Annotated in this window: 28 protein-coding genes; 23 read left to right on the top strand and 5 right to left on the bottom strand. The window is 70.1% G+C overall.

Features of this window, described 5'->3' with window-relative positions; all coding sequences use genetic code 11:
- The first annotated feature begins 102 nt into the window (after positions 1-102).
- The 4 genes from ACODT5_RS24395 to ACODT5_RS24380 all read left to right on the top strand — a co-directional run bounded on the left by ACODT5_RS24395 (position 103) and on the right by ACODT5_RS24380 (position 2,446).
- Complete coding sequence (locus ACODT5_RS24395) at positions 103-1,116, top strand: sugar-binding transcriptional regulator (RefSeq protein ID WP_422525016.1); 1,014 nt, start codon at positions 103-105, stop codon at positions 1,114-1,116.
- Between the two features lie 136 nt (positions 1,117-1,252).
- Positions 1,253-1,477, top strand: coding sequence for a hypothetical protein (locus ACODT5_RS24390; RefSeq protein ID WP_112452447.1), 225 nt, complete (start codon positions 1,253-1,255; stop codon positions 1,475-1,477).
- A 259-nt stretch (positions 1,478-1,736) separates the two neighbouring features.
- Entirely contained in the window at positions 1,737-2,012 is a 276-nt protein-coding gene (locus tag ACODT5_RS24385) for a guanyl-specific ribonuclease (protein ID WP_422521414.1), read from the top strand.
- The gene (locus ACODT5_RS24380; protein ID WP_422521413.1) at positions 2,009-2,446 is read left to right on the top strand and encodes a barstar family protein; all 438 of its coding nucleotides are present in this window, start codon (positions 2,009-2,011) and stop codon (positions 2,444-2,446) included. Before ACODT5_RS24385 ends, ACODT5_RS24380 begins: the two co-directional genes overlap by 4 nt.
- Before the next feature lie 155 nt (positions 2,447-2,601).
- On the opposite strand, the gene ACODT5_RS24375 is transcribed toward ACODT5_RS24380, so the two are convergent.
- The 5 genes from ACODT5_RS24375 to ACODT5_RS24355 all read right to left on the bottom strand — a co-directional run bounded on the left by ACODT5_RS24375 (position 2,602) and on the right by ACODT5_RS24355 (position 6,134).
- On the bottom strand, positions 2,602-3,093 hold the full coding sequence (locus ACODT5_RS24375; protein ID WP_422521412.1) for a group II truncated hemoglobin: 492 nt from the start codon (positions 3,091-3,093) through the stop codon (positions 2,602-2,604).
- The gene (locus tag ACODT5_RS24370) at positions 3,090-3,419 is read right to left on the bottom strand and encodes a putative quinol monooxygenase (protein WP_422521411.1); all 330 of its coding nucleotides are present in this window, start codon (positions 3,417-3,419) and stop codon (positions 3,090-3,092) included. The genes ACODT5_RS24375 and ACODT5_RS24370 overlap by 4 nt, the downstream gene beginning before the upstream one ends.
- A gap of 91 nt (positions 3,420-3,510) precedes the next feature.
- Complete coding sequence (locus ACODT5_RS24365) at positions 3,511-4,008, bottom strand: hypothetical protein (protein WP_422521410.1); 498 nt, start codon at positions 4,006-4,008, stop codon at positions 3,511-3,513.
- A gap of 60 nt (positions 4,009-4,068) precedes the next feature.
- Positions 4,069-5,712 carry an FAD-dependent oxidoreductase gene (locus tag ACODT5_RS24360; RefSeq protein ID WP_422525015.1) on the bottom strand — a complete coding sequence of 548 codons (1,644 nt, stop codon included), beginning with the start codon at positions 5,710-5,712 and terminating at the stop codon, positions 4,069-4,071.
- Between the two features lie 149 nt (positions 5,713-5,861).
- Complete coding sequence (locus tag ACODT5_RS24355; RefSeq protein WP_422521409.1) at positions 5,862-6,134, bottom strand: UBP-type zinc finger domain-containing protein; 273 nt, start codon at positions 6,132-6,134, stop codon at positions 5,862-5,864.
- A 295-nt stretch (positions 6,135-6,429) separates the two neighbouring features.
- Here ACODT5_RS24355 and ACODT5_RS24350 point away from each other — a divergent pair, with 295 nt between their 5' ends.
- From ACODT5_RS24350 to ACODT5_RS24260, 19 genes are all read left to right on the top strand, one after another.
- Positions 6,430-7,254: a type 1 glutamine amidotransferase domain-containing protein gene (locus ACODT5_RS24350; protein ID WP_274547903.1), complete on the top strand. Its 825-nt coding sequence runs from the start codon at positions 6,430-6,432 to the stop codon at positions 7,252-7,254.
- A 45-nt stretch (positions 7,255-7,299) separates the two neighbouring features.
- Positions 7,300-8,964 carry a thiamine pyrophosphate-binding protein gene (locus ACODT5_RS24345; RefSeq protein WP_422521408.1) on the top strand — a complete coding sequence of 555 codons (1,665 nt, stop codon included), beginning with the start codon at positions 7,300-7,302 and terminating at the stop codon, positions 8,962-8,964.
- Positions 8,965-9,037: 73 nt separating this feature from the next.
- Positions 9,038-9,469 (top strand): nuclear transport factor 2 family protein, encoded by a 432-nt coding sequence (locus tag ACODT5_RS24340; RefSeq protein ID WP_422521407.1) that lies wholly within the window; start codon positions 9,038-9,040, stop codon positions 9,467-9,469.
- Between the two features lie 20 nt (positions 9,470-9,489).
- The gene (locus ACODT5_RS24335; protein ID WP_422521406.1) at positions 9,490-9,945 is read left to right on the top strand and encodes a nuclear transport factor 2 family protein; all 456 of its coding nucleotides are present in this window, start codon (positions 9,490-9,492) and stop codon (positions 9,943-9,945) included.
- Between the two features lie 5 nt (positions 9,946-9,950).
- Complete coding sequence (locus tag ACODT5_RS24330; protein ID WP_422521405.1) at positions 9,951-10,331, top strand: nuclear transport factor 2 family protein; 381 nt, start codon at positions 9,951-9,953, stop codon at positions 10,329-10,331.
- A gap of 11 nt (positions 10,332-10,342) precedes the next feature.
- The gene (locus ACODT5_RS24325) at positions 10,343-11,962 is read left to right on the top strand and encodes a GMC family oxidoreductase (RefSeq protein WP_422521404.1); all 1,620 of its coding nucleotides are present in this window, start codon (positions 10,343-10,345) and stop codon (positions 11,960-11,962) included.
- Positions 11,955-12,593 carry a DJ-1/PfpI family protein gene (locus tag ACODT5_RS24320; protein ID WP_422521403.1) on the top strand — a complete coding sequence of 213 codons (639 nt, stop codon included), beginning with the start codon at positions 11,955-11,957 and terminating at the stop codon, positions 12,591-12,593. The genes ACODT5_RS24325 and ACODT5_RS24320 overlap by 8 nt, the downstream gene beginning before the upstream one ends.
- Positions 12,593-13,027 (top strand): VOC family protein, encoded by a 435-nt coding sequence (locus ACODT5_RS24315; protein WP_422521402.1) that lies wholly within the window; start codon positions 12,593-12,595, stop codon positions 13,025-13,027. The genes ACODT5_RS24320 and ACODT5_RS24315 overlap by 1 nt, the downstream gene beginning before the upstream one ends.
- 1 nt (position 13,028) lies before the next feature.
- Positions 13,029-14,849: an AGE family epimerase/isomerase gene (locus ACODT5_RS24310; protein ID WP_422521401.1), complete on the top strand. Its 1,821-nt coding sequence runs from the start codon at positions 13,029-13,031 to the stop codon at positions 14,847-14,849.
- Positions 14,850-14,885: 36 nt separating this feature from the next.
- Positions 14,886-15,248, top strand: coding sequence for an STAS domain-containing protein (locus ACODT5_RS24305; RefSeq protein WP_422521400.1), 363 nt, complete (start codon positions 14,886-14,888; stop codon positions 15,246-15,248).
- Entirely contained in the window at positions 15,245-17,380 is a 2,136-nt protein-coding gene (glgX, locus tag ACODT5_RS24300; RefSeq protein ID WP_422521399.1) for a glycogen debranching protein GlgX, read from the top strand. Before ACODT5_RS24305 ends, glgX begins: the two co-directional genes overlap by 4 nt.
- 60 nt (positions 17,381-17,440) lie before the next feature.
- Complete coding sequence (locus ACODT5_RS24295) at positions 17,441-17,752, top strand: STAS domain-containing protein (RefSeq protein WP_250741370.1); 312 nt, start codon at positions 17,441-17,443, stop codon at positions 17,750-17,752.
- Positions 17,753-17,784: 32 nt separating this feature from the next.
- Positions 17,785-18,222 (top strand): ATP-binding protein, encoded by a 438-nt coding sequence (locus ACODT5_RS24290; protein ID WP_422521398.1) that lies wholly within the window; start codon positions 17,785-17,787, stop codon positions 18,220-18,222.
- A complete protein-coding gene (locus tag ACODT5_RS24285) occupies positions 18,204-19,463 on the top strand; it encodes a PP2C family protein-serine/threonine phosphatase (protein ID WP_422521397.1) in 1,260 nt (419 codons plus the stop codon). Before ACODT5_RS24290 ends, ACODT5_RS24285 begins: the two co-directional genes overlap by 19 nt.
- On the top strand, positions 19,463-20,215 hold the full coding sequence (locus tag ACODT5_RS24280; protein ID WP_422521396.1) for a MinD/ParA family ATP-binding protein: 753 nt from the start codon (positions 19,463-19,465) through the stop codon (positions 20,213-20,215). The genes ACODT5_RS24285 and ACODT5_RS24280 overlap by 1 nt, the downstream gene beginning before the upstream one ends.
- Before the next feature lie 72 nt (positions 20,216-20,287).
- Positions 20,288-21,028, top strand: a complete 741-nt coding sequence (locus tag ACODT5_RS24275; RefSeq protein ID WP_422521395.1) for a type 1 glutamine amidotransferase domain-containing protein — start codon at positions 20,288-20,290, stop codon at positions 21,026-21,028.
- Positions 21,029-21,076: 48 nt separating this feature from the next.
- Positions 21,077-22,561, top strand: coding sequence for an aldehyde dehydrogenase family protein (locus tag ACODT5_RS24270; protein WP_422521394.1), 1,485 nt, complete (start codon positions 21,077-21,079; stop codon positions 22,559-22,561).
- Between the two features lie 38 nt (positions 22,562-22,599).
- Positions 22,600-23,214 (top strand): NADPH-dependent F420 reductase, encoded by a 615-nt coding sequence (locus ACODT5_RS24265; protein WP_422521393.1) that lies wholly within the window; start codon positions 22,600-22,602, stop codon positions 23,212-23,214.
- Entirely contained in the window at positions 23,199-23,738 is a 540-nt protein-coding gene (locus ACODT5_RS24260) for a (2Fe-2S)-binding protein (protein ID WP_422521392.1), read from the top strand. The genes ACODT5_RS24265 and ACODT5_RS24260 overlap by 16 nt, the downstream gene beginning before the upstream one ends.
- Positions 23,739-23,743 lie beyond the last annotated feature (5 nt).

Here is a 23,743-nt window from a genome sequence, read left to right as displayed (position 1 = left end):
GTGCAGGCTGATCAACGGCCGTCGGATCTGACAGGATGAACGGCGAGTCGAGAGTGTGAACACGAGAGTGTGAACAGCAGTGAGGAGAACGCGGTGTCTGCAATGTCGGCGGGACGGTCAGCCCTGCGGATGGGACCCGCGGAGCTGGTGCAGGCGGCGGCCATGGCGCGCCGCTTCTACCTGGAGGGGAAGTCCAAGATCCAGATCGCCGAGGAGTTCGGCGTGAGCCGCTTCAAGGTGGCCCGGGTCCTGGAGACCGCTCTGGAGCGCGACCTCGTACGCATCGAGATCCGCGTACCGGCCGAACTGGACGCGGAGCGGTCCGACGCGCTGCGCGCCCGGTACGGGCTGCGGCACGCCGTGGTCGTGGAGTCCCCCGCCGATGCCACCGAGGACGCGCCGGACCCGGAGAACCTGGGTGCCGTGGCGGCCGATCTGCTGGGTGAGCTCGTGAACGAGGGCGATGTGCTCGGCCTCGCGTGGGGACGGTCGACCATTCACATGGCCGCCTCCCTGCACCGGCTGCCTCCGTGCACCGTCGTCCAGCTGACGGGCGTGTACGACGCGGGGACGGCCGAGCGCGGGTCCGTGGAGGCCGTGCGCAGGGCCGCGCAGGTGTCGGGCGGAGACGCCCACCCGATCTACGCGCCGATGCTGCTGCCCGATCCGGCCACCGCGGCCGCCCTCCGCAACCAGACGGGGATCGCGCGGGCCTTCGAGTACTTCGACAAGGTGACGGTCGCCGCCGTCTCCATCGGGTCCTGGGAGCCGGGCATCTCGACGGTGCACGACATGCTGAGCGACGAGGAGCGGGCGCATTACGCCTCGCTGGGCGTCGCGGCCGAAATGTCTGCCCATTTGTTTGATTCCGAGGGGCGTCGCGTCGGGCGGGACCTCGGCGAGCGGTGCATCACCGTGGAGGCGGACCGGCTGCGCCGGATCCCCGAGGTCGTCGCCATCGCCGGCGGGCTGCGCAAGGCGTCCGCGATCGGGGCGGTTCTGCGCTCGGGGCTGGTCACCAGTCTCGTCACCGACACCGCCGTCGCGGACTACCTGCTGACCGAATCGGAGCCCGGTTTGCGGCCGGCGCTGGAGCGGGCCGACCCCGACGAGTGATTGTTCGGATTGGTCCGATTGTCCGGACGAATGCCGGTCAAACGCGGGCGCGTGAGGTTCGCCGATGCGGATGGTGCCGTAATTGAGATCCGAACGGCGGACCGTTGGACGGCCTGCTGGGCGCATACTGGGTGCAATGACAAAGTCCGCAGTACCTCGCCGCCACCTGCCGTCCAGCCCGTTCAAGGCCCCCGTGGAAGCGCCGCTCCGGCACTTCAGCGTCGGCGACCGGGTTACTCACGATGAGCACGGCCTCGGCCGTGTCGTCGCCGTTGAGGAGGGGATTGCTGTCCTCGTTGAATTCGGGCCTGAGGTCCGCAAGCGCATCCTGAGCCCGTATACCAAGATGGCCGCCCTCTGAAGCCACCGCGCGATTCGCGGGCGAATCGGATATTTGGCACGATCGGTGCATGATCTTTCGGAACGTGCCCCGATCGTTGCTGCGTGTGCTGGGGGCTGTGTTCCTCTGCGCGGCGCTGGTCGGTGCGGCGGGCTGCAGCGGGAAGAAACCCGCGCCTGCCGCGGCCACCAGTACGAGCGCGAGCGCCGGCTCCGGCGTTGACGTTGCCCCGAGCGGGGCGGCGAGTTCCGCTGTGCCGACGCCCGGATGGGCGAAGGGGATGGCGACGGTACGGGCCCCGGCATTGCCGCAGCAGGCCCGGGACGTGCTCACGCTGATCGACAAGGGCGGGCCGTACCAGTACCGGCAGGACGGGACCGTCTTCGGTAATTTCGAGAAGGTCCTGCCGCAGAAGAAGCGCGGCTACTACCACGAGTTCACCGTGAAGACGCCCGGTGAGCGGGACCGTGGGGCCCGGCGGATCGTGACCGGTGGGGGCGGGGAGTTCTTCTACACGGACGACCACTACGAGACCTTCAAGGCGGTTCTCCGATGACCTTGGACCCGCAGCCCCTGGCCCCCGCGCTCGAAGCGGCCGAGGCCGCCGGCTGGGCGACCGTACGGCTGGATCTGGACGGCGTACGGAGCAAAGCGGAGCTGATGCGGCGCGTGGGGCTCGCGCTGGAGGTTCCCGAGTACTTCGGGGGGAACTGGGACGCGCTGGCCGATGCGCTGAGGGATCTGTCGTGGTTGCCGGCTGCGCCGGGGCGGCTGTTCGTGGTGACCGCCTGGCGGGCGTATGCGGAGGCTCGGCCTGCGGACTGGGAGACGTTGAGCGAGATCCTGGAGGAGGCCGTCGATTTCTGGCGGGCCGAGTCCGAGGACGAGGGTGCGGGGCCCGGACTGACGGTGCTGCTCGCCGAGTCCGGCCCGGGGCCGGCTGCCGGGGCGCCGCCCCGGACCCCGCGCCTCAAACGCCGGCGGGGCTGATTTTGCCCCGGCGGGGCCGGATGGCGCGGCGGGGCTGAAGGATTCGGGGCTCCGCCCCGGACCCCGCGCCTCAAGCGCCGGCGAGGCTGGATTTGCCCCAGCGGGGCTGGAGCTGTCCCCGGCGGAGCCCAGGGGCTCCGCCGGGGGCTGGTGGGTCAGGACTTCGGGATCCAGGGTGGGGTTTGGCCCCAGGACCAGACCGGGATGTCGGCCGCGTCGACCGGGGGTGGGTTGGGGCCCGAGTAGATCAGGGCCATGCGGGTGCCCCATTCGATGTAGTACGCGAAGACCGCGCGGAACTCCGGGTCCGTGGGGAGGCCCACTTCGTCGGCCGTGTCCGTCAGGAGGTCCACCCAGCGGCGGCGCTGCTGTTCGGTGATGCCGCGGCCCAGGTGTTTGGTGGCCATGTGCTGGTGGCCTCCGTGGGACGCGGTGTACTGCTTCGGGCCGCCGAAGACCTCCGCCAGCCAGACCGCGACGTGCTGGGGGTGCTCAGAGTCCATGCCCGCGAAGACCGGGGCCAGGATCTCGTCCTGCAGGGCTCGGGCGTAGAAGACGTCCGTGAGGCGGTTCATCGCCTCCGCGCCGCCCATCCATGCGTAGATGGTGGGAGTGGTTCCGGGCGTGGTGTCGGGAGTGGTGCTCATGACGGGGTGGAAGCCTTTCCGGGGCCGGCCACCTTCGTGACGAGGTAATGCTGCATTTCCTCGATGGCCGTGACGTACGGGCGGATCGCGGTGAAGAACGCGGGGAAGTGCTCGCCCTTGCGGAATCCGTTCAGGTGGGCGTCGATCGAGGTCCAGCGAATGCGGAGGATGTAGCGCTCGGGCTCTTCCTCACAGCGGGCGAGTTCGTAGTCGATGCACTCCGGCGTGGCGGCCAGGGCCTCGGAGGCCCTGACGTACGCGTCTTCGAAAGCCGGCTGGTCGTCCAATGCGATCCGGTAGCGGATGTATTCGACGGTGGTGGTCATGGTGCGGGCCTCTCCCTGGGGTCGGGCGTTGATCGCCGGTGGTCCGTGTCAGGCTTGCGCGATCTTGCGGGCGCCGGGGGATCTTTCGCCGTTATGACCCGGACTTCTGGGAGTCGGCGAGGTCCGGACCCTCGGCGCGGACCTGCTGGACCCGGTCCAGGGACTCGCGCAGGTCCGTCAGCCAGGTGTCGGTGTTGCGTCCGACCAGGCGCACGCACCAGGCCAGGGCGTCGGCGCGGCTGCGGGCGACGCCGCCCGCGACCAGGGTGTCGAGGACCTGGCGCTCGGGCTGGCGCAGGCGGGTCATGACGGGGACCGCGAGGTGGGTGAAGAGGGTCAGCTCCTCGCCCGACCGGGCGGCCCAGGACACCTTGCGGCGGTAGAGCTCCTCCGCGTCCCGGGCGACTTCCATGCGCTGCTCGCGGGTGCGCTCGCGGAAGGCGGCGACCGATTCGTTCTCGGGGATCGCGCCGACGACGGTGATCTCCTCCCGGTCGACCGTGACCGAGAGGAGCGAGGTGTAGACGTCCACCGGCAGGTGCTCGGCGAACCAGGTGCGGAGCTCTTCGTTCCGCTCGGTTGTAATCATGTAATCAACGGTGCGTCCGGCCGCTCCTTGATCGCAAGTGGGCCGGCTCCGTGTTCGCTCTCAGCCCATCGAGCGGTAGCGGTGGATCAGGGAGACCGCCATGGCTCCCTCGCCCACGCCCGAGGCGACCCGTTTGACCGAGTGGGCCCGTACGTCCCCCGCCGCGAAGACCCCGGGGACGCTGGTCTCCAGCGGGTACGGGGCGCGCTCCAGGCTCCACTCCTCGGGGAGTTCGCCGCCGTTGGAGATCAGGTCCGAGCCGGTCAGGACGAAGCCGTACTCGTCCCGCTCGACCACCCCGGCCAGCCACCCCGTGTGCGGGCGGGCGCCGATGAAGGTGAACATGAAGCGGGCCGGGATCTCCTTGTCCTCGCCGGTCTCGGAGTCGTGCAGCGTCAGGCGTTCGAGGTGGTCCTCGCCGTGCAGGCTGACGACCGTCGTGCGGACCCGCACCTCGATGTTGGGGGTGCGCTCGATTTCGTCGATCAGGTAGCGGGACATGCTGTCGTCGAGGGAGGCCGCGCGGACCAGGATGGTGACCCGGGCGGCGTACTTGGCGAAGTGCACGGCGGCCTGGCCGGCCGAGTTGGCCCCGCCCACGATGAACACGTGCTGCGAGATGCACGCCGAGCTCTCGGTGGTGGCCGCGCCGTAGTAGAGCCCGGCGCCCTCGAAGCGGTCGGCGCCGGGGGCGTCCAGGCGGTTGTACGAGACCCCGGTGGCCAGGAGCACCGTCTCGGCGCTGATCTCCGTACCGTCCGCCAGGGTCAGGATCTTCGCCGGGTCGTCACGGGTCAGCGAGGTGACCTCCACCGGGTGCAGGATCTCGGCCCCGAAGCGGGAGGCCTGGATGGTGGCGCGGCGGGTCAGGTCGCCACCGGAGAGGCCCGAGGGGAAGCCGAGGTAGTTCTCGATCAGGCTGGAGGTGCCGGCCTGGCCGCCCGGGGCGCGGGAGTCCAGCATCAGGGTGGAGAGGCCCTCGGAGGCCGAGTAGACGCCTGCCGCGAGGCCCGCCGGGCCCGCGCCGACGATGACGCACTCGTAGTGCGGGCGCGAGGCGGTGGTGGCCAGCCCCAGGCGCTGGGCGAGCTGCGTGTCCGTCGGCGCGGAGAGCACCGACCCGTCCGGGAAGCGGACCAGGGGCAGCGCGGCGTCGGGCTGGGCGGCGGCGATCACGGTCAGCGCCTCGGGATCCCGCTCGACGTTGAGGAAGCGGAAGGGCTGGCCGTTGCGGGTGAAGAAGTCCCGGACGGCGTGGGTGCCGGGGGAGACCAGGTGCCCCGCGACGATGATCCCGTCGTACGCTGGGCGGTAGGTGGCGAGCCAGTCGGACAGGAGGTCGTCCAGGACCGGGAAGAGCCGCTCGTGCGGGGGGTCCCAGGGCTTGAGCAGGTAGTAGTCCAGGCGGACCCGGTTGATGGCGGTGATCGCCGCGTCCGTCTCGGCGTACGCGGTGAGGAGCACGCGGCGGGCGTCGGGGAAGCGGCTGACGGCCTCCAGCAGGAACTCCACCCCGGTGACGTCCGGCATCCGCTGGTCGACGAGGAAGAGCGCCGGGTCGTGGCCGCGCTCGTCGAGGGAGTCCAGGATCTTGAGGGCGTCGGCGGCCGAGGAGGCGCCGAGCACCCGGTAGCGGTCGCCGTACGCGCTGCGCAGGTCGCGGCGGACGGCGCGCAGCACCTGCGGGTCGTCGTCCACGGCCAGGATGACGGGCTTGCGGTTCTCCGCGCGCGCCGCGGCTTCGGCGGTCGCGGTGGCGGTGCTGGTGGGGGCGGAGCTCGTGGACGCGCCGGCCGTGGGCGCGCTGCTCGCGGGCGCGCCGCCCGCGGCCGCGGCGCTCTCCGGGGCCGCGCTCACGCCGGGTCCAGCATCAGCTTGTCGGCGTAGCACCAGGCCCAGTCCTCGCCGGGCTCGCGGGAGGCCGCGATGGGGTGCGCGGTGGTCCCGTAGTGCCGGGTGGCGTGACGGTTCTTCGAGGAGTCGCAGCAGCCGACGTGCCCGCAGCTCAGGCACATCCGCAGGTGCACCCAGGTGTCACCGGAGACGAGGCACTCCTCGCAGCCCTCGGCGCCGGGTTTCACCGGACGTATCGACTCGATGTGGGTGCACAACAGGTCCATCGTCATCGTCCCCGTCCCTCTCTCGCACGATTGCGCTCTCGCGCTTCGCGCCCGTGATTGCAGCGCGCCCGTGATTCCGGCGCGTCCAGACCATAAGGCGGGGCCCCGGCAGCGGTTCAGGGATTCGGACGAAGTCAGGTAGTCCGGAAGGTACTTCATGACCTCGCCGGACGACTTCCTGAGGTGCCCCCACGACCTGGGCGACTACCTCACGAAGTCGCACACCAGCGCTTTGACGGGAACCCCGGGCGCGGCCAGTGTGGGGGACGCCAACGACAACAGGCGGCGCCTGGAGGAATCCGTGAGCAGAAAGATTCTGGTCATTGTCTCCGAACACGGTTACTGGGCCGAGGAACTGATCGGCCCCGTATCGCAGTTCGACGAGCAGGGCTATGAAGTCGTATTCGCCACGCCGACCGGAAAGCGTGCCCACGCTCTCCCGCCGAGCCTCGACGCGAACTACATCGATCCTCCGCTGGGACGCTCGGTCACCACCGAGGAGAACGCCCGGCTGGGCCGGGAGTTCGAGCAGTCGAGCCGGCTCGACTCCCCCCTCGACATCGAAGCGTGGGCCCCCGAGCGCCCGTACACGAGCGACTCGGCCTATCTGCCCAAGCTGGAGCAGTACCACCGCGATCTGGACAAGCTCCAGGCCGACATCGCCGGTTTCGACGCCGTGCTCATCGTGGGCGGCAGCGGTCCGATCGTGGACCTCGCCAACAACGAGCGCGTGCACGCCCTGATCCTCGCCTTCAAGAACGCGGGCAAGGTCGTGGCGGCCGAGTGCTACGGCGTCGCCTGCCTGGCCTTCGCCCGGGACTGGGGCGACCGCCGCAGCATCATCTGGGGCAAGCACGTGACCGGCCACTGCAAGGAGTACGACTACAAGGACGGCACCGGATTCCTCGGCACCGATTTCAACATGGGGCCGCCGCCGTATCCGCTGGAGTACATCCTGCGCGATGCGACCGGGCCGCGCGGCGCGTACCACGGGAACTTCGGCCACCCCCTTTCGGTGATCGTCGACTTCCCGTTCGTGACCGGTCGTTCGACCCCCGACTCGTATCTCACGGGGCAGAAGATCGTGGAAGTCCTGGAGAACGGCCTCACCCGGTACGGCTGGTAATTCCGGTAACTCCGGTACGACGGTGCGAAAAGGAGGGGGAGTTCGATGGGTTCTGGAGCCACTCCCGGACGGGAAAGGCTGATCGAGCAGTTCAAGGCCGACGGCCTGAACGTCATGTTCGGAAATCCGGGGACGGTGGAACAGGGATTCCTCGACGCGGTCGACGCGGCGGAGGACTTCCACTACGTCCTCGCCCTCCAGGAGACCGTGGCCGCCGGCATCGCCGACGGCTACGCCCGGGCCACCGGCGGGGCGGCGCTGCTCCAGCTCCACTCCGGGGTGGGGCTGGGCAACGGCATCGGCATGCTCTACCAGTCGCTGCGCGGCCACACCCCGCTCGTGGTGGTCGCCGGCGACGCCGGGGTGCGCTACGACGCCATGGACGCGCAGATGGCGTCCGACCTGGTGGCGATGGCGAAGCCGGTGACCAAGTACGCGACCCGGGTCACCGACCGGCACTCCGTGCTGCGCACCATCCGCCGGGCGGTGAAGATCGCCCTGACCCCGCCGCGCGGCCCGGTGTTCGTGGCGCTGCCGATGGACGTGCTGGACGAGCTCAACTCCGAGCTCGTCCTGCCCGCCACGGTGCCGCTCACGGACGTGGCCCCTTCGGCCGCCTCGGTGGGGCGGGCGGCCGAGCTGCTGGCCTCCGCCGAGCGGCCGGTCGTCCTGGTCGGGGACGGGGTCTCGCTCTCCGGGGCGCAGAGCGAACTCGTCGCCGTCGCCGAGCTGCTCGGCGCCGACGTCTACGAGGTCGACTCCTCCGAGGTGAACATCGCGGCCTCGCACCCGCTGCGCCGCGGTCAGACGGGCCACATGTTCGGCCCGCACAGCAAGGAGCTGATCGGGCAGGCGGACGGGGTGCTGATCGTCGGCACCTACGTCTTCCCCGAGGTGTTCCCGGAGCTGGAGAGCCCCTTCCGGGCCGGCGCGAGGGTCGTGCACATCGACCTGAACGCCTACGAGATCGCCAAGAACCACCCGGTGGACCTCGGGCTCGCCGCCGATCCCCGGCAGGCGCTGCGCGCACTGGCCGGCGTACTGGAACACGTGCTCACCCCCGCGCAGCGGGCGGCGGCGGCCGGGCGGCTGGACGCGCGGACCCGGGAGCGGGTGCGGGCGGGCCAGGCGGAGCGGGAGGCCAAGGCCTCCGAAGAGGCAGCCGGGTCGCCGATGGCGGTCTTCCTGCGGACCCTGGCCGAGCGCACGGGCGGGGACCTGATCGTCTTCGACGAGGCGCTGACCACCTCCCCGCTGGTCACCCGGTACCTGCCGCCGGAGCGGCCGGGCGACTACCACCTCACCCGGGGCGGATCGCTGGGCGTGGGCTTCCCGGGCGCGGTCGGCGTCAAGCTGGCCCGCCCGGAGCGGCTCGTCGTCGGCTTCGCCGGCGACGGCGGCTCGATGTACACCTACCAGGCGCTGTGGACCGCGGCCCGGCACGGCATCGAGGCCAAGTTCGTGGTCTGCAACAACCGCAAGTACCGGCTGCTGGACGACAACATCGCCCAGTACTGGCGGGAGCGGGACATCCCGCAGCACGGCTTCCCGGGCTCCTTCGACCTCTCGCACCCCGAGATCGACTTCGCCGCCCTGGCCCGGTCGCTCGGGGCGGGCGGGATGCGGGTGGAGAAGCCCGACGAGGCGATCGCCGCCGTGGGCCGGATGCTCGCCCACCCCGGACCGTTCCTGGTGGACGTACAGATCTGACGTCCGTCCCGGACGCGTCACTCCGGACACGTCACTCCGGACCAGACACCCACGCCAGACAGGAGGAGACCGCATGCCCGCCGAGCGGCTGACCGAGGACGCGATCCGCGCCTTCGCCGAGAAGTGGTACGTGGCCCTGGACCAGCACGTCCAGCCGGACCAGGTGCTGGCCCTGATCACCGAGGACCTGGAGTTCAAGGTCCCGGAGGACACCTTCGTCGGCCACCAGGGCTTCGGCCGCTGGTACGAGGCGGTCACGAACCGCTTCTTCGACGAGGTGCACACGGTCACGAAGGTGGAGCCCGTCATCGAGGGGGACCGGGCGATCGTCCGGGTCCTCGTCAACTGGCAGGCCAAGATCTGGGACCCGCCGGCCGCCCGCAGCGTGTGGCTGGGCTTCGACGCCGACCAGACCTGGACCGTGGTCGCCGGCCCCGACGGGCCGCTGATCCGGCAGTACACCGTCAACGAACTGGCGCCCATGCCCGGTTCTGCCTCCCTCTGAACGCCGAAGGAGAAGCGACGATGACCGAAGTGACACGGGAGCGGGTCGAGGCGGCGTACCGGGCCCTCGGCTCCGGCGACCGGGCCAGGATCCTGGAGTACTACGCGGAGGACCTGCGCTGGCAGGTCCCCGGCAACCACCCGCTCGCCGGCTGGTACGAGAGCCTGGACGCCTTCCTGGAGCTGATGGGCCAGACCCACAAGCTCACGGGCGGCACCTTCCGCATGGACATCGAAGCGGTCCTCGTCGGCGAGGACTGCAGTGCGGACGTCTGCCGCAACGTCGCCGTGCGCGGCGGCGCCGACGCGTCGAGCGGCTCCCCGTACGAGCGGATGGACTACCCGGTCTTCCACTTCATGCGCTGGCAGGACGGCCGGATCGTCGAGGGCCACGACGGTCTCTTCGGCGACACGGCCACCGCCTTCAGCCAGTTCTGGGCGCCCTTCGCGCCGGACGGAACCCGCAGGGACCAGTAGGGGGGATGAGCGCCATGGACGCGCGGCAGATCTTGCAGAAGTACTACGAGTACGCCAACGCCGGTGACTGGGACAGCTGGTGCGACCTGTTCGCCGAGGACCAGGTCATGGACGAACAGCTCGCCGGCCACATCGAGGGCCTGGAGCTGCTCCGGTCGATGATGAAGGGCATGGGGACGATGTACCGGGTCTTCCGCAACGAGCCCGTGCACTTCCTCGTCGACGGTGAGAAGGCCGCGGCCGTCTCCCACCTGACCGCGGTCACCCCCTCCGGGGAGGAGATCGAGGCCCAGGTCATGAACTTCTTCCGGATCGTGGACGGGAAGATCGCCTACATGGCGAACCACCACGACACGGTTCCCTTCCAGGTGCTCGGCCAGGGCTGAGGGGGCGCGCGATGGCCGTGGATGAGTACGACTACATCGTCGTGGGATCCGGCACCGCCGGCAGCGTCCTCGCGAACCGCCTCTCCGAGGACCCGGACGTCACCGTCCTGGTCCTGGAGGCGGGAGCGGGCCGCATCCCTCCCGAGGTGGACGATCCGTCCTCCTGGTACAAGCTGCTCGGCGGGCCCGTCGACTGGGGTTACACCAGCGTCCCGCAGCCCGGCCTGGACGGCCGCCGCACGTACGAACCGCGCGGCAAGGCCCCCGGCGGCAGCAGCAACCTCTACATCATGATGCACATCCGGGGCCACGCCTCGGACTTCGACAACTGGGCCTACCAGGGCGCGGCCGGCTGGGCGCACGAGGACGTACTGCCCTACTTCTCGCTGCTGGAGGGCCAGGAGGACGCCACCGCGCCGACCACCGGCACCCGCGGGCCGCAGCGGATCACCCACGCCGGGCGGCACGGCCCCAACCCGGTCTCCCGCGCCTTCATCGACGCCGCCGTCGAGCTCGGGCACGAGGAGATCGCCGACTTCAACACCGACGGGCCGCGGCGCGGACTCTTCGGCACCGGCTGGCACCACATCGACGTGGCCGACGGCCGCCGCCAGGGCGTCCTCGCCGCCTACCTGGAGCCGGCCCTCGACCGCTCCAACCTGACCCTGCGCACCAGTGCGCAGAGCACCCGGCTGCTCTTCGACGGGGACACCTGCACGGGCGTGGAGTACGTCCAGCTCCGGGCCCCGGCCACGCTTTCGGACAGCGACGTCCCCGGGCGGACCGTGCGCGACGGCCACAGTGAGGCCTCCGAGCCCGGGCTGCACACCGTACGGGCCCGCCGGGAGGTGATCGTGGCCGCCGGGGCGATCGAATCGCCGAAGCTGCTGCTGCTCTCCGGGATCGGGCACCCCGAGCAGCTGCGCGAGCACGGCATCGCCACCGTCGCGGCGCTGCCCGGGGTGGGGGAGAACTTCCACAACCACGTACTGACCGGACTGATGGCCGAGGTCACCCAGGAACTGCCGCCGCCCGCGCAGAACTTGTCGGAGAGCGCGCTGTTCCTCTCGTCCCGGCCGGGGCTGCCGGCGCCGGACCTGCAGATCGCCTTCGTGCACGTGCCGTTCGACGTGATCGTCGGCCAGGACCACCCGAACACGGTGTCCATCCTGCCCGGTGTCGTCCGTCCCGTCTCGCGGGGCTGGATCAAGCTGGCGAGCGCCGATCCGCTGGCCCACCCGCTGATCAACCCGAACTACCTGGGCGACCGCTGGGACCTGGAGCGGATGGTCCAGGGCGTCAAGACCGCCCGGGAACTCTTCGCGACCTCGGCCTTCTCGCCCTGGTACAAGCAGGAGCTCCAGCCCGGACCGGGCTACGTGTCCGACGAGGACCTGCGCACCTTCGTGAAGCAGAAGTCGGAGAGCTACCACCACCAGGCCGGCTCCTGCCGCATGGGCATCGACGACCTCTCCGTCGTCGACCCCGAACTGCGGGTGCACGGCGTACGGAACCTGCGCGTCGTCGACGCGAGCGTGATGCCCGCCGTCCCGTCGGGCAACTGCCACACCGCCATCGCGATGATCGCCGAGCGCGCGGCGGACTTCCTGAAGGGAGTGTCCCGTGCCTGACGTGGTCCTGCGCGAAGGTGCGCTGAGCGGAACCCGGATCGCGGTCCTGGTCGAGAGCGACTTCTACGAGCCGGAGATCTTCTACTACGGCCGCCGGTTCGCGGAGGAGGGCGCCGAGGTCGACTTCCTGACCCGGCTGTGGGGCAACGACTCCATCACCTTCTCCGGGCACGAGTACCGGGCGCCGTTCACCGCCGACAAGTCCCTGGAGGGGCTGAGCGACGAGGAACTGCGCCGGTACGCGGCGATCATCGTGCCCTCGGGCATGGTGGCCGACCGGCTGCGCTACACCGAGGACGTGGACGTGCTGGCGCCGGCGACGGAGCTGCTGCGCCGGGCCTTCGAGGAGCCGACCGTCCTCAAGGGGATCATCTGCCACGGCATGTGGCTGGCCGCCTCGATCCCGGACAAGATCCGCGGCCGCAAGGTCGTCTGCCACAACAACCTCATCGGCGACGTCCGCAACATGGGCGGCGAGTACGTGGACGAGGACGTGGTGGTCGACGGCGACCTGGTCACCGGCCGCACCGGGGCCCACCACCACCTGTTCGCCCGCCGGATCATCGAGCTGATCGCCGCCGGGCGCGGTGCGCGGGCCCAGGGAGACCAGAGCCGTCAGGGCGCCGGCTGATGGCCCCGATGGTCTGGTCGCACGTGGGGCTGAACTGCGCGGACCAGAAGACCACCGAGGACTTCTACACCCGGTACTTCGGCTTCGCCCGGGCCCGGGTGGTCGACCTCGGAGACGCACAGATCATCTTCCTCCGCCAGGGGGACGTGTACCTGGAGCTCTTCGCGGCCGGCACCGAGCCGGGCGACACGGCACAGCACGACGGCCCGGCGGCGCCGGGTCGGATGCGCCACCTGGCCTTCCAGACCGACAGCGTGGACGCGTTCCTGGCCACGCTCGGCGACGCGGCCGAAGTGACCCTGGGACCACTGGACTTCGACGACTTCATCTGCGGGTGGCGGAGCGTGTGGGTCCGCGATCCCGACGGGGTGATCGTCGAGGTCGGCCAGGGATTCGAGGACGAACACGGTCACCACGACAAGGACGGTGTATGACATGGCGGACGCCGTGAGCTTCTCCTTCTCCGACACGATCGCCGGCTACGTCGGCCGCTTCGACTCCGGGTCCCGGCTGCTGAGGCTGAAGACCTCGGACGGCCGCGAGTTCGACGTCTCCCTGGCCGGGGACCCCAGCGCCGAGCTGGTCCGCAACCTGGACGAGCCGTACATCGACGCCTCCGGGCACATCGACGAGATGCTCTCGCCGGGACGGTTCCTCTACGTCTACGGGGTGCACTACCCCGAGCAGGGCGGCCGCTTCGAGGCCAAGCGCCTGGTGTTCCTGGGCCGCGGGGCCGAGGACTACCGCTTCGAGGAGCCCAGCTGGTGGATCAAGCAGATCGAATCGCTGGCCGACTTCTACAAGCGGGCGCAGTTCGGCGACGGGCCGGTGGACTTCACCGAGTACCGCACCGAGATCCGGCTCGGCGGTGACAAGACCGCCAGCCACGTCCAGGAGACCGACACGATCTCCCGTCTGGTCTACGGCATGGCCTCGGCCTACCTGCTGACCGGCAAGGACGAGTACCTGGAGGTCGCCGAGCGCGGCACCGAGTACCTGCGCAAGCACATGCGCGTCGTGGACAGCGAGGAGGACGTGGTCTTCTGGTACCACGGCATCAGCGTCGACGGGGACAGCGAACGCAAGCTGTTCACCTCGGAGTTCTCCGACGACTACGACGCGATCCCGATGTACGAGCAGATCTACGCGCTGGCCGGACCGATCCAGACCTACCGGGTCACCGGCGACATCCGGATCAAGAACGACGCGGACGCCACCATCCGGCTGTTCGACAAGTTCTTCAAGGACCCGGAGCAGGGCGGCTACTACTCGCACATCGACCCGATCCTCTTCAGCGCCGACCACGAGTCCCTCGGGGAGAACGCGGAGCGCAAGAACTGGAACTCGGTCGGCGACCACGCGCCCGCGTACCTGATCAACCTGTACCTGGCGACCGGGGAGCAGCGCTACGCGGACTTCCTCGAGTACACCTTCGACACGATCGCGGACAAGTTCCCGGACTACAAGAACAGCCCCTTCGTCCAGGAGCGCTTCTTCCGCGACTGGTCCCACGACACCGCGCACAGCTGGCAGCAGAACCGCGCCGTCGTCGGCCACAACCTCAAGATCGCCTGGAACCTGATGCGGATGAACTCGCTGAAGGCCAAGCCGGCCTACGAGGAGCTCGCCCGCAAGATCGGCGAGATCATGCCGGCCGTCGGCAGCGACGTGCAGCGCGGCGGCTGGTACGACGTGGTCGAGCGCGTCAAGTCCGGGGACGAGGAGACGTATCGTTTCGCCTGGCACGACCGCAAGGCCTGGTGGCAGCAGGAGCAGGCGATCCTCGCCTACCTCATCCTGAACGGCACCGTCGGCGGCGACGCGAACCTGCGCGAGGCCCGGCAGGCCCAGGCCTTCTACAACACCTTCTTCCTCGACCACGACGAGGGCGCCGTCTACTTCAACGTGCTCGCGAGCGGGACCCCGTACCTGCTCGGGACCGAGCGGCTCAAGGGCAGCCACTCGATGTCCATGTACCACTCGGCGGAGCTCTGCTACCTGTCCGCCGTCTACAACAACCTGCTCATCAACGGCCGGGAGATGGACTTCCACTTCCAGCCCGACCCGACGAACCTGCCCGACCGCGTGCTGCGCGTCTCGCCCGACCTGCTCCCCGCCGGCTCGGTGCGGATCGCGTCCGTCGAGATCGACGAGAAGCCGTACACGGACTTCGACGCCGACGCGCTCACCGTCCGGCTGCCCGACGTACAGGGCCGGGTCAAGGTCAAGGTCCGGCTGCGCCCGACCGCCCAGTAGCGCTCAACGGGGGCGCCCCACTCAGAGGGGAAAGCAATGACCCTGAACGTGAAGGAACGCCGCAACAAGACGGGCACCGTGCTCGTCGCCACCGGCGAGATCAACAGTGAGACCTCCGGATCGCTGCTGCAGAGCCTGCTGCCGCTGGTCCGCGAGGGCCGGCCGCTGCGCATCGACCTGACGGCCGTCAGCTACGTCTCCAGCGCCGGGCTGCGCACCCTGCTCGTCGTCTACCGCGAGGCCCAGCACGCCGGGGTCGCCGTCACCCTCTACGGGGTGAGCGAGGAAGTCCGGTTCGTCATGTCGGCCACCGGCTTCCTCGACTTCTTCTCCACCGGCGAGGCCGAGGCGGCCGCAGCCAAAGCCGCCGCCAAGACGGCCGCCAAGGCCGCGCGATGAGCGAGCCGGCGTCCGAACAGGTGCTGCGTGTCGACGCGTACCCGACCCACGAGGTGGGCGGGTACCGCGTCCGCGCCGGCAAACCGTTCCCCTTCGGGGCCAACGTGGTCCCCGGCGGGGTCAGCTTCTCCGTCTTCTCCGACCAGGCCACCTCCATGACCCTGGTCATCTACAAGCGCGGAGAGCCCGAGCCGATGGCCGAGCTGGAGTTCCCCCAGGAATTCCGCACCGGCAGCGTCTTCGCCATGACGGTCTTCGGCCTCGACCACGAGAACATCGAGTACGGGTACCGGGCCGACGGCCCCTACGACCCCGTCACCGGCCACCGCTTCGACGCCCGCCAGGTGCTCTCCGACCCGTACGCCCGGCTGATCGCCGGCCGCGACGTGTGGGGCGTGGAGCCGGACCGCAGCCGCGGCTACCAGTACCGCTCCCGCGTCTGCCTGCAGGACTTCGACTGGGGCGACGACACCCCGCTGGGCATCCCCGCCGAGGACCTCGTCGTGTACGAGACCCACGTGCGCGGCTTCACCCGGCACCCCTCCTCGCAGGTCACCGCCCCCGGCACCTTCGCGGGGCTGCGGGAGAAGATCCCGTACCTGAAGGAGCTCGGGATCAACTGCATCGAGCTGCTGCCGGTGTTCGAGTTCGACGAGAGCGACAACCCGCGCACCAACCCGGAGACGGGCGAGCAGCTCTTCGACTACTGGGGCTACAACACCGTCTCCTTCTTCGCCCCCAAGGCGGGCTACGCGGCCACCGGACGCTACGGCATGCAGGGCGACGAGTTCCGCACCCTGATCAAGGACCTGCACGCGGCCGGCATCGAGGTCATCCTCGACGTCGTCTTCAACCACACGGCCGAGGGCAACGAGCACGGCCCCACGATCTCCTTCAAGGGGCTCGACAACGCCACGTACTACATGCTCACGCCCGAGGGGTACTACTTCAACTTCAGCGGCACCGGCAACACCGTCAACTGCAACCACCCCGTCGTGCGCAACTTCGTCCTCGACTGCCTGCGCCACTGGGTCGCCGACTACCACATCGACGGATTCCGCTTCGACCTCGCGGCCATCCTCGGCCGCTCCCCGGACGGCACGCCGCTGCCCAACCCGCCGCTCCTGGAACTGCTCGCCTACGACCCGGTGCTGCGGCACACCAAGCTCATCGCCGAGGCCTGGGACGCCGGCGGCCTCTACGAGGTCGGCAACTTCCCGGCGTACGGCCGCTGGGCGGAGTGGAACGGCAAGTACCGCGACACCGTGCGCAGCTTCCTCAAGGGCGACCCCGGGGTCACCGGGGAACTCGCCACCCGGCTCGCCGGCTCGCCCGACCTCTACTCCAGCCGCGGGACCTCGGCATCGGTCAACTTCCTGACCGCGCACGACGGTTTCAGCCTGGCCGACCTGGTCGCGTACAACGACAAGCACAACGAGGCCAACGGCGAGGGCAACAACGACGGCGGCAACGACAACGCCAGCTGGAACTGCGGAGCCGAGGGGCCGACCGAGGATCCCGAGGTCAACGGCCTGCGGCTGCGGCAGATGAAGAACGCCCTGGCCATCCTCTTCACCAGCCAGGGCATCCCGATGCTGCTGTCCGGCGACGAGGTGGCGCGCACCCAGCAGGGCAACAACAACACGTACTGCCAGGACAACGAACTGTCCTGGTTCGACTGGAGCCAGGTCGACGAGAACTCCGAACTGCTCCGGTTCACCCGGGAGATGATCGCCTTCCGCAAGCACCACCGCGAACTGCGCTCCACCTCCCACCCCACCGGACAGCTCCGCGACAGCCTCGGGCTGCCCGACATCAGCTGGCACGGGGAGCGGGCCTGGCAGCCCGACTGGTCGGCGGAGAGCCGGCTGCTGGCGGTGGCCCGCTGCGGCACCGGTGACGACGACGTGGTGTACGCGGCCATGAACTCCCACTGGGAAGCGCACGACCTGGAACTGCCCGCCCTCCCGGGCGGCCGCAGCTGGCACCTGTTCGCGGACACCGGGGCCGAGGCCCCGCACGACATCCGCACCCCCGGCGCCGAACTCGAACTGGAGAACGCCGGCAAGTACCTGATCGGTCCGCGCTCGGTCGTCATCCTGGTCGGCCGCACGCCCGACGCCGAGCTCTAGCCCACGGCCGAGCTCTAGCCCAAGGCCGAGCTCCGGCCCATGCAGTGAAGGAGACCTGACATGCCGCTTTCCGTGTCCCTGAGCATCGAGGGCGACACCACCGTGATCGAGCTGGAGGGCGAACTGGACGCCAAGACGGCGCCGGACTTCCACCAGACCATCGAGAAGGCCGCCGGCCACGGCACCAGCACCGTCGAGATCCGCATGGCCGGCGTCGGCTACATGGCCAGCGCCGGACTGCGCTCCCTGGTCTTCGCCCAGCAGAAGGTGGGGGAGCACGTCACCATCAAGGTGGTCGGCGCCATCGAGCCCGTGTCCCGGACCATCCGGACGGCCGGTCTCGACCGCAGCATCGTGCTCTCCGACGACTGAGCCCGATGGACGAGGCCGTCAGGACGGCGAGGATGTCCGCCGAGCTGGAAGTGCCCGCCACCCTGGGGGCCCTGGGCGACATCGCCGCGCTCGTCCTGCGGCTGGCCGGCCGGGCGGGCCTGGGCAAGGGCGCCTCGTACCGGATCCGGCTGGCCGTGGACGAGCTGGCCACCAACATCGTGATGCACGGGTACCGGAGCGGCGACGGACGGATCACCGTCCGGGGCCGCTCCGGGCCGGGCCGGGTACAGATCTCCATAGAGGACCGCGCCCCGGCCTTCGACCCCGTCCGGGGGCGACTGCCGCCCGACGCCGAAACCGCTCCCGAGCGGCGCCGGATCGGCGGACTCGGCATCCACCTCGCACTGACCAGCGTGGACGAGTTCGACTACGTACGCAGGGACGGCCGCAACATCAGCACGCTGACTGTGATGGCTGAGGGGACGGACCCATGCCCTCCACGACCGTGATCATCCTCGACGAGTACCCGCCACCTCCCCTCGAACTCCTCGGAGCGCTGGGGGAGATGGGCGCGGAACTCGTCCCGCGCACGCTGGCCGAACTGCTGGCCGGCCCACTGGAGGAGCTGCCCGAAGCGGACGTACTGCTCGCCCCGGCCCAGGCCGACGGAGAGTCCGTACGGACCGCCGTGCGCCGGCTGCGCCGCTGGGCCGGGGCCCCCATCGTGGTCGTCTGGACCGTGACGGAGTTCGCCGCCCTGGAGGAACACGTCCGGATCGGGCACGACTACCTCGTCCCCCCCTTCCTGCCCGCCCTCGTCGGGGCCCGGCTGCACAGCTGCTCGGAGCGCGCCGGACTCGGCCGCACCCTGCGCGAAGCCGACGCCCGCGCCGAACTCATGGGCTACGAGAAGGAGTTGGAGATCGGTCGCGAGATCCAGGCCGGGTTCCTGCCGGAATCACTGCCGATCCCCGAAGGCTGGGAGATCGACGTCTGCTTCCGGCCCGCCCGGCAGGTCGCAGGAGACTTCTACGACGTCTTCGAGCTCTCCCGCGGCCGGCGCCTGGCCTTCGTCGTCGCCGACGTCTGCGACAAGGGGGTCGGAGCCGCGCTCTTCATGGCGCTCATCCGCTCCCTGCTGCGGCACACCGCCGAGAACAGCGGCCTCCAGCACCTGGTGGCCGCCGGCCGCACCGGCAACAGCCGGCGCATCCCCGTGGTCGGTGCCACGCCGCTGCTCAACGCGGTCACCGCCACCAACGGCTACCTGACCCGCAACCACCTGCGGCAGGGCTACTTCGCCACCCTCTTCTTCGGGGTGCTCGACCCGCTCACCGGATCCCTCGTCTACATCAACGGCGGCCACAACCCGCCGCTGCTGCTGGACGCGGACGGCGGCGAGCCGCGCACCCTGGAGGTCACCGGCCCCGCCGTCGGGGTGCTCCCGGACTGTGTGTACACGCTCGGCTACGCCCAGTTGAACCCGGGAGACACGCTCTTCGTGTTCACGGACGGAGTGCCCGAGGCGCGCTGCCCCAGCGGCAGCTTCCTCGGCGACGAGCGGATGCTGGAGCTGCTGTCCGGCCCCCCGGTCAGCGGCAGGGAGGTGGTCGAACGGATGGACACGGCCGTACGCGAACACACCGGAACAGCCGAACAGCACGACGACGTCACCATGCTGGCCCTGCACCGGCCACGCGCGGCGCGGGGGCCGCACGCGGGCGGCGCCGATTGCCAGGTCGTGGCCTGATGACCCGGACCATCGTGGTGCACTCGTACCGCGGCGGTACCGGAAAGTCCTCGGTACTGGCGAACCTGGCCCTGCTCCTCGCGGGCGAGGGGCGCCGGGTGGGCGTGATCGACACGGACATCCAGTCGCCCACCCTGGACCTGCTCTTCCGGCTCGGCCCCGGCCCCTCGCTCGCCGACTACCTGCTCGGCCGGTGCGAGATCGAGGCCGCCGCCCAGGAGGTGGTCACGGGCTGCGGCCGCAGCCTGTACGTCGTCCCGGCGCGGACCGGTACGGCGGCCCTGCGGGAACTCATGACCACCGGCTACGACGTGGGGCTGCTTCCCGAGGGCTTCGACCGACTGGCCGTGCACCACGCCCTGGACGTCCTGCTGCTCGACACCCATGCCGGGCTCAACAACGAGTCGGTCACCGCGATGGCGAGCGCCGACGTACTCCTGATCATGGCCAGGGCCGACCGGATCGACCTCCTCGGCGTCGAGGAGACCATCGCCCTGACCGGCCGGCTCGCCTGCCGGCGGACCCTGGTGATGAGCATGGCGCCCGAGGGCATCGACCGGGCGGCCGCCCGGCGGCGGGCGGAAGAGGTCTACCGCACGCCCCTGGCCGGAATCCTGCCCTACGTTCCGGAAATGGCCGCGCTCTACGGGGAACGCATATTCTCCGAAGCTCATCCCGACCATCCCCTGGTCGGTGAATTCCGCACCATCATCTCGGCGTTGGACGCACGTGACGAAGTATCGCGTGCCTGACGCCTCCCCCTTACGCCCCTTGCGGAGGGCGTGTTGAATCGGCAGCGAATCCAGACGAAGGAGAAGAGAGTCATGAAGATTCTCGTCGTCATGACGGCCAAGGCCACGCTTCATCTGCTGGACGGGGAACAACATCCCTCGGGTTTCTGGGCCGAGGAATTCGCCGTTCCCTACACCCTCTTCAAGAACGCGGGCCACACCGTCGACGTGGCGACGATCGCGGGCCGGACCCCGACGGTCGACCAGACGAGCATCGACCCCCAGTTCCTCCAGTGGGTCCGCCCCCAGGGCTCCGCGGACACGGACACGGCCAGCGCCCAGGAGTACAGCCGCGTCATAGAGGACACCCCGCAGCTGAGAAACCCGATCGCCCTCGAGGCCCTGGGCGAGAAGGACATCGCCGGCTACGACGGCATCTACATCAGCGGCGGCCACGGAGCCATCGGCGACCTGCCCAAGTCCGACGAGCTCGCGCAGATCCTGCGCTGGGCCATCGCCCAGGACAAGCCGCTGGCCACCGTCTGCCACGGGCACACCGCCCTGCTGGCCCTGCGCGACGGCGAGGGCCAGTGGCCCTTCGCGGGCTACCGGATGACCGCCTTCTCGCACAGCGAGGAGCTCGTCACCAACATGGCCGGCCGCCTCCCGCTGATCCTGGAGGCCGAACTCACCCGGCTCGGCGCCCGCTACGAGAAGGCCGACGCGATCTGGGACTCGCACGTGGTGGTCGACCGCAAGCTCACCACCGGCCAGAACCCCTACTCCTCCAAGGCCCTCGCGGAGACGTTCTTACGTCAGCTCGCAGAGGGCTAGCCGTAGCGCCCTGCCCCTAGTACCCGAAACCGGAAGGCAGCCACAGCCATGACCCAGCGCGCGCTCAGCGACCAGCCCTTGGCCAACCCCGGGAAACTGTTCATCGGCGGCACCTGGGTCGAGGCCCGGGACGGCCGTACCGAACCGGACATCAGCCCCGTGGACGGCCAGGAGATCGTGCCGGTGGCCCAGGCCGCCGCAGCCGACGCGGACGCGGCCGTGGCCGCCGCCCGCACGGCGTACGAGGAAGGTCCCTGGAGCAGACTGTCCGCCCAGGAACGCGCGCTGCGGCTGAACCGGGTCGGGGAGCTCATCGAGCGCGACCTGGAGGAGATCGCCCTGCTGGAGACGGTGGACATGGGCAAGCCGTTCGCCTTCTCCTCCACGGTCGACGCCCCCATGGCCGCCCAGCTCATGCACTACTACGCCGGCGCCGTGACCCGGGTGGACGGCTCCTCCCGGGCCCCGGCCGGCGGGCAGCTCGCGTACACCCTGCGCGAACCGCTGGGCGTGGTCTGCGCGATCACCCCCTTCAACTTCCCGCTGCTCCTGTCGATGACGAAGATCGCCCCGGCCCTCGCGGCGGGGAACACGGTGGTCCACAAGCCCTCGCCCGCCACCCCGCTCACCGCCCTGAAGATCGCCGAGCTGTTCCAGGAGGCGGAGATCCCGGACGGAGTGCTGAACGTCATCACCGGTCCGGGCGTGGAACTGGGCGAGACCCTCACCAGCCACCCCGGCATCGACAAGATCGCCTTCACCGGCTCCACCTCGGTCGGCCAGTCGATCATCCGCAAGGCGGCCGGCACCCTGAAGAAGGTGACGATGGAGCTCGGCGGCAAGTCCGCCAACATCGTCTTCGCCGACGCGGACCTCGACGCCGCCGAGGAACTCGCCTTCTTCGGCATCTACTACAACAAGGGCGAGATCTGCACCGCCGGCTCCCGGCTGCTGCTGCACCGCCCGATCCACGACGAGATGGTCGAACGGCTCGTGGCCCGCGCCGCCGCCCTGCTGCCCGGAGACCCGCGCGACCCGGCCACCCTCTTCGGACCGCTCGCCCACCGCGGCCAGTTCGACAAGGTCAGCTCGTACATCGAGGTCGGCGAGAAGGAAGGCGCCGTCCTGCGCACCGGCGGCACCGGCTGGACCCCCGAAGGGGCCTCCTCCGAAGGCCTGTACTTCCTGCCGACCATCTTCACCGGCGTCGACAACGGCATGCGGATCGCCCAGGAGGAGATCTTCGGACCCGTCCTGTCGATCATCCCCTTCGACACCGAGGAGGACGCCGTGCGCATCGCCAACGACAGCGCGTACGGCCTCGCCGCCGGCGTCCACACCAAGGACCTGCGGCGCGCCCACCGGGTCGCCTCGCAGATCAAGGCCGGGACCGTCTGGGTCAATTGCTACAACCAGTACGACCCCGCCGTGCCCTACGGCGGCTACAAGGCCTCCGGCTACGGGCGCGAGTGCGGCCCCGAGTCCCTGGAGAGCTACACCCAGACCAAGTCGGTCTGGATCGGAATGGACTGACATCCCCCGCCCGGACTGAGACCACCTGAGGAGCCCCCATGCGGATCGGCATCATCGGAACGGGCCGGATCGGATCGACCCTGGCCAGGATCCTCGTGGCGGCGGACCACCAGGTCGTGCTCGCCAACGCCCGCGGCCCGCGGAGCCTCACGGCCCTGCTGGCCGAACTGGGCCCCGCGGCCTCGGCGGCGCACCCCGCCGAGGCCGCGGCCCTGGCCGAAGTCCTCGTACTGATGCTGCCGTTCGACAGCGTCCAGGGGCTGCTGGAGCGGGAGGCCGTACGGGACACCGTGCTGGTGGACGCCACCAACGCGTTCAGCGGTCCCGGCGCCCCCCGGGATCCCGGCGGGCGGGGTTCCAGCGAACTCGTCGCCGAATGGTATCCGGGGGCCCGGATCGTGAAATCCCTGAACACCATGCATTTCGAGACGCTCGCCGTCGCCGGAACCGCTGCGGGGCCGCGCCTGGCCCATTTCACGGCGGGCGACGACGGGAAAGCCAAAGAAATAGTCGCGGGAATCATCACGGATCTCGGATTCGCTCCCGTGGACACCGGTCCGCTGCACTCCGGGGGAATTCTCCAGCAGCCCGGCGGGCCCCTCTTCAACCGGCCGCTCACGGAAGCGCAGGCGCTGGCATGGACCTCTCACTGAACGTCAACGGAAGACCCGAGCAGTTCACGGCGCAGCCGAACGAACTGCTCGTGGAACGGCTCCGCGACGGCCTCGGACTGACCGGCACCAAGGTCGGCTGCGACACCGGACAGTGCGGAACCTGCGTCGTCCAGCTCGACGGCCGCTCCGTCAAGAGCTGCCTGATCCTCACCGCGGCGGCCGCCGGCTCCGCGGTGACCACCATCGAGGGGGTCACCACCCCCGGCGGTGAACTGAGCGGCCTCCAGGAGGCCTTGCGCCAGGAGCACGGAACCCAGTGCGGCTTCTGCACCCCCGGGATGGTCATGGCCCTGGGCGAACTGGTCGACGCCGCCGCCGACCGCGAACCGCCCACCGAGCCCGAGATCCGCGAGTGGCTCACCGGCAACCTGTGCCGCTGCACGGGCTATCACAGCGTCGTACGGGGAGTGCAGCGCGCCTGCTCCGCGGCCCGCGCGCAGGTGCCCGTGGAGCAGGCGCCCGCGCAGCCGGCCACCGCCGCCGCGTCCGGACAGGAGGGGTGAGGGAG

Source organism: Streptomyces tatrensis (genome assembly GCF_049310065.1).
GTDB lineage: Bacteria > Actinomycetota > Actinomycetes > Streptomycetales > Streptomycetaceae > Streptomyces.
The sequence above is the reverse complement of the archived record's forward strand: the minus strand, read 5'-3'. Positions and strand labels throughout refer to the sequence as shown.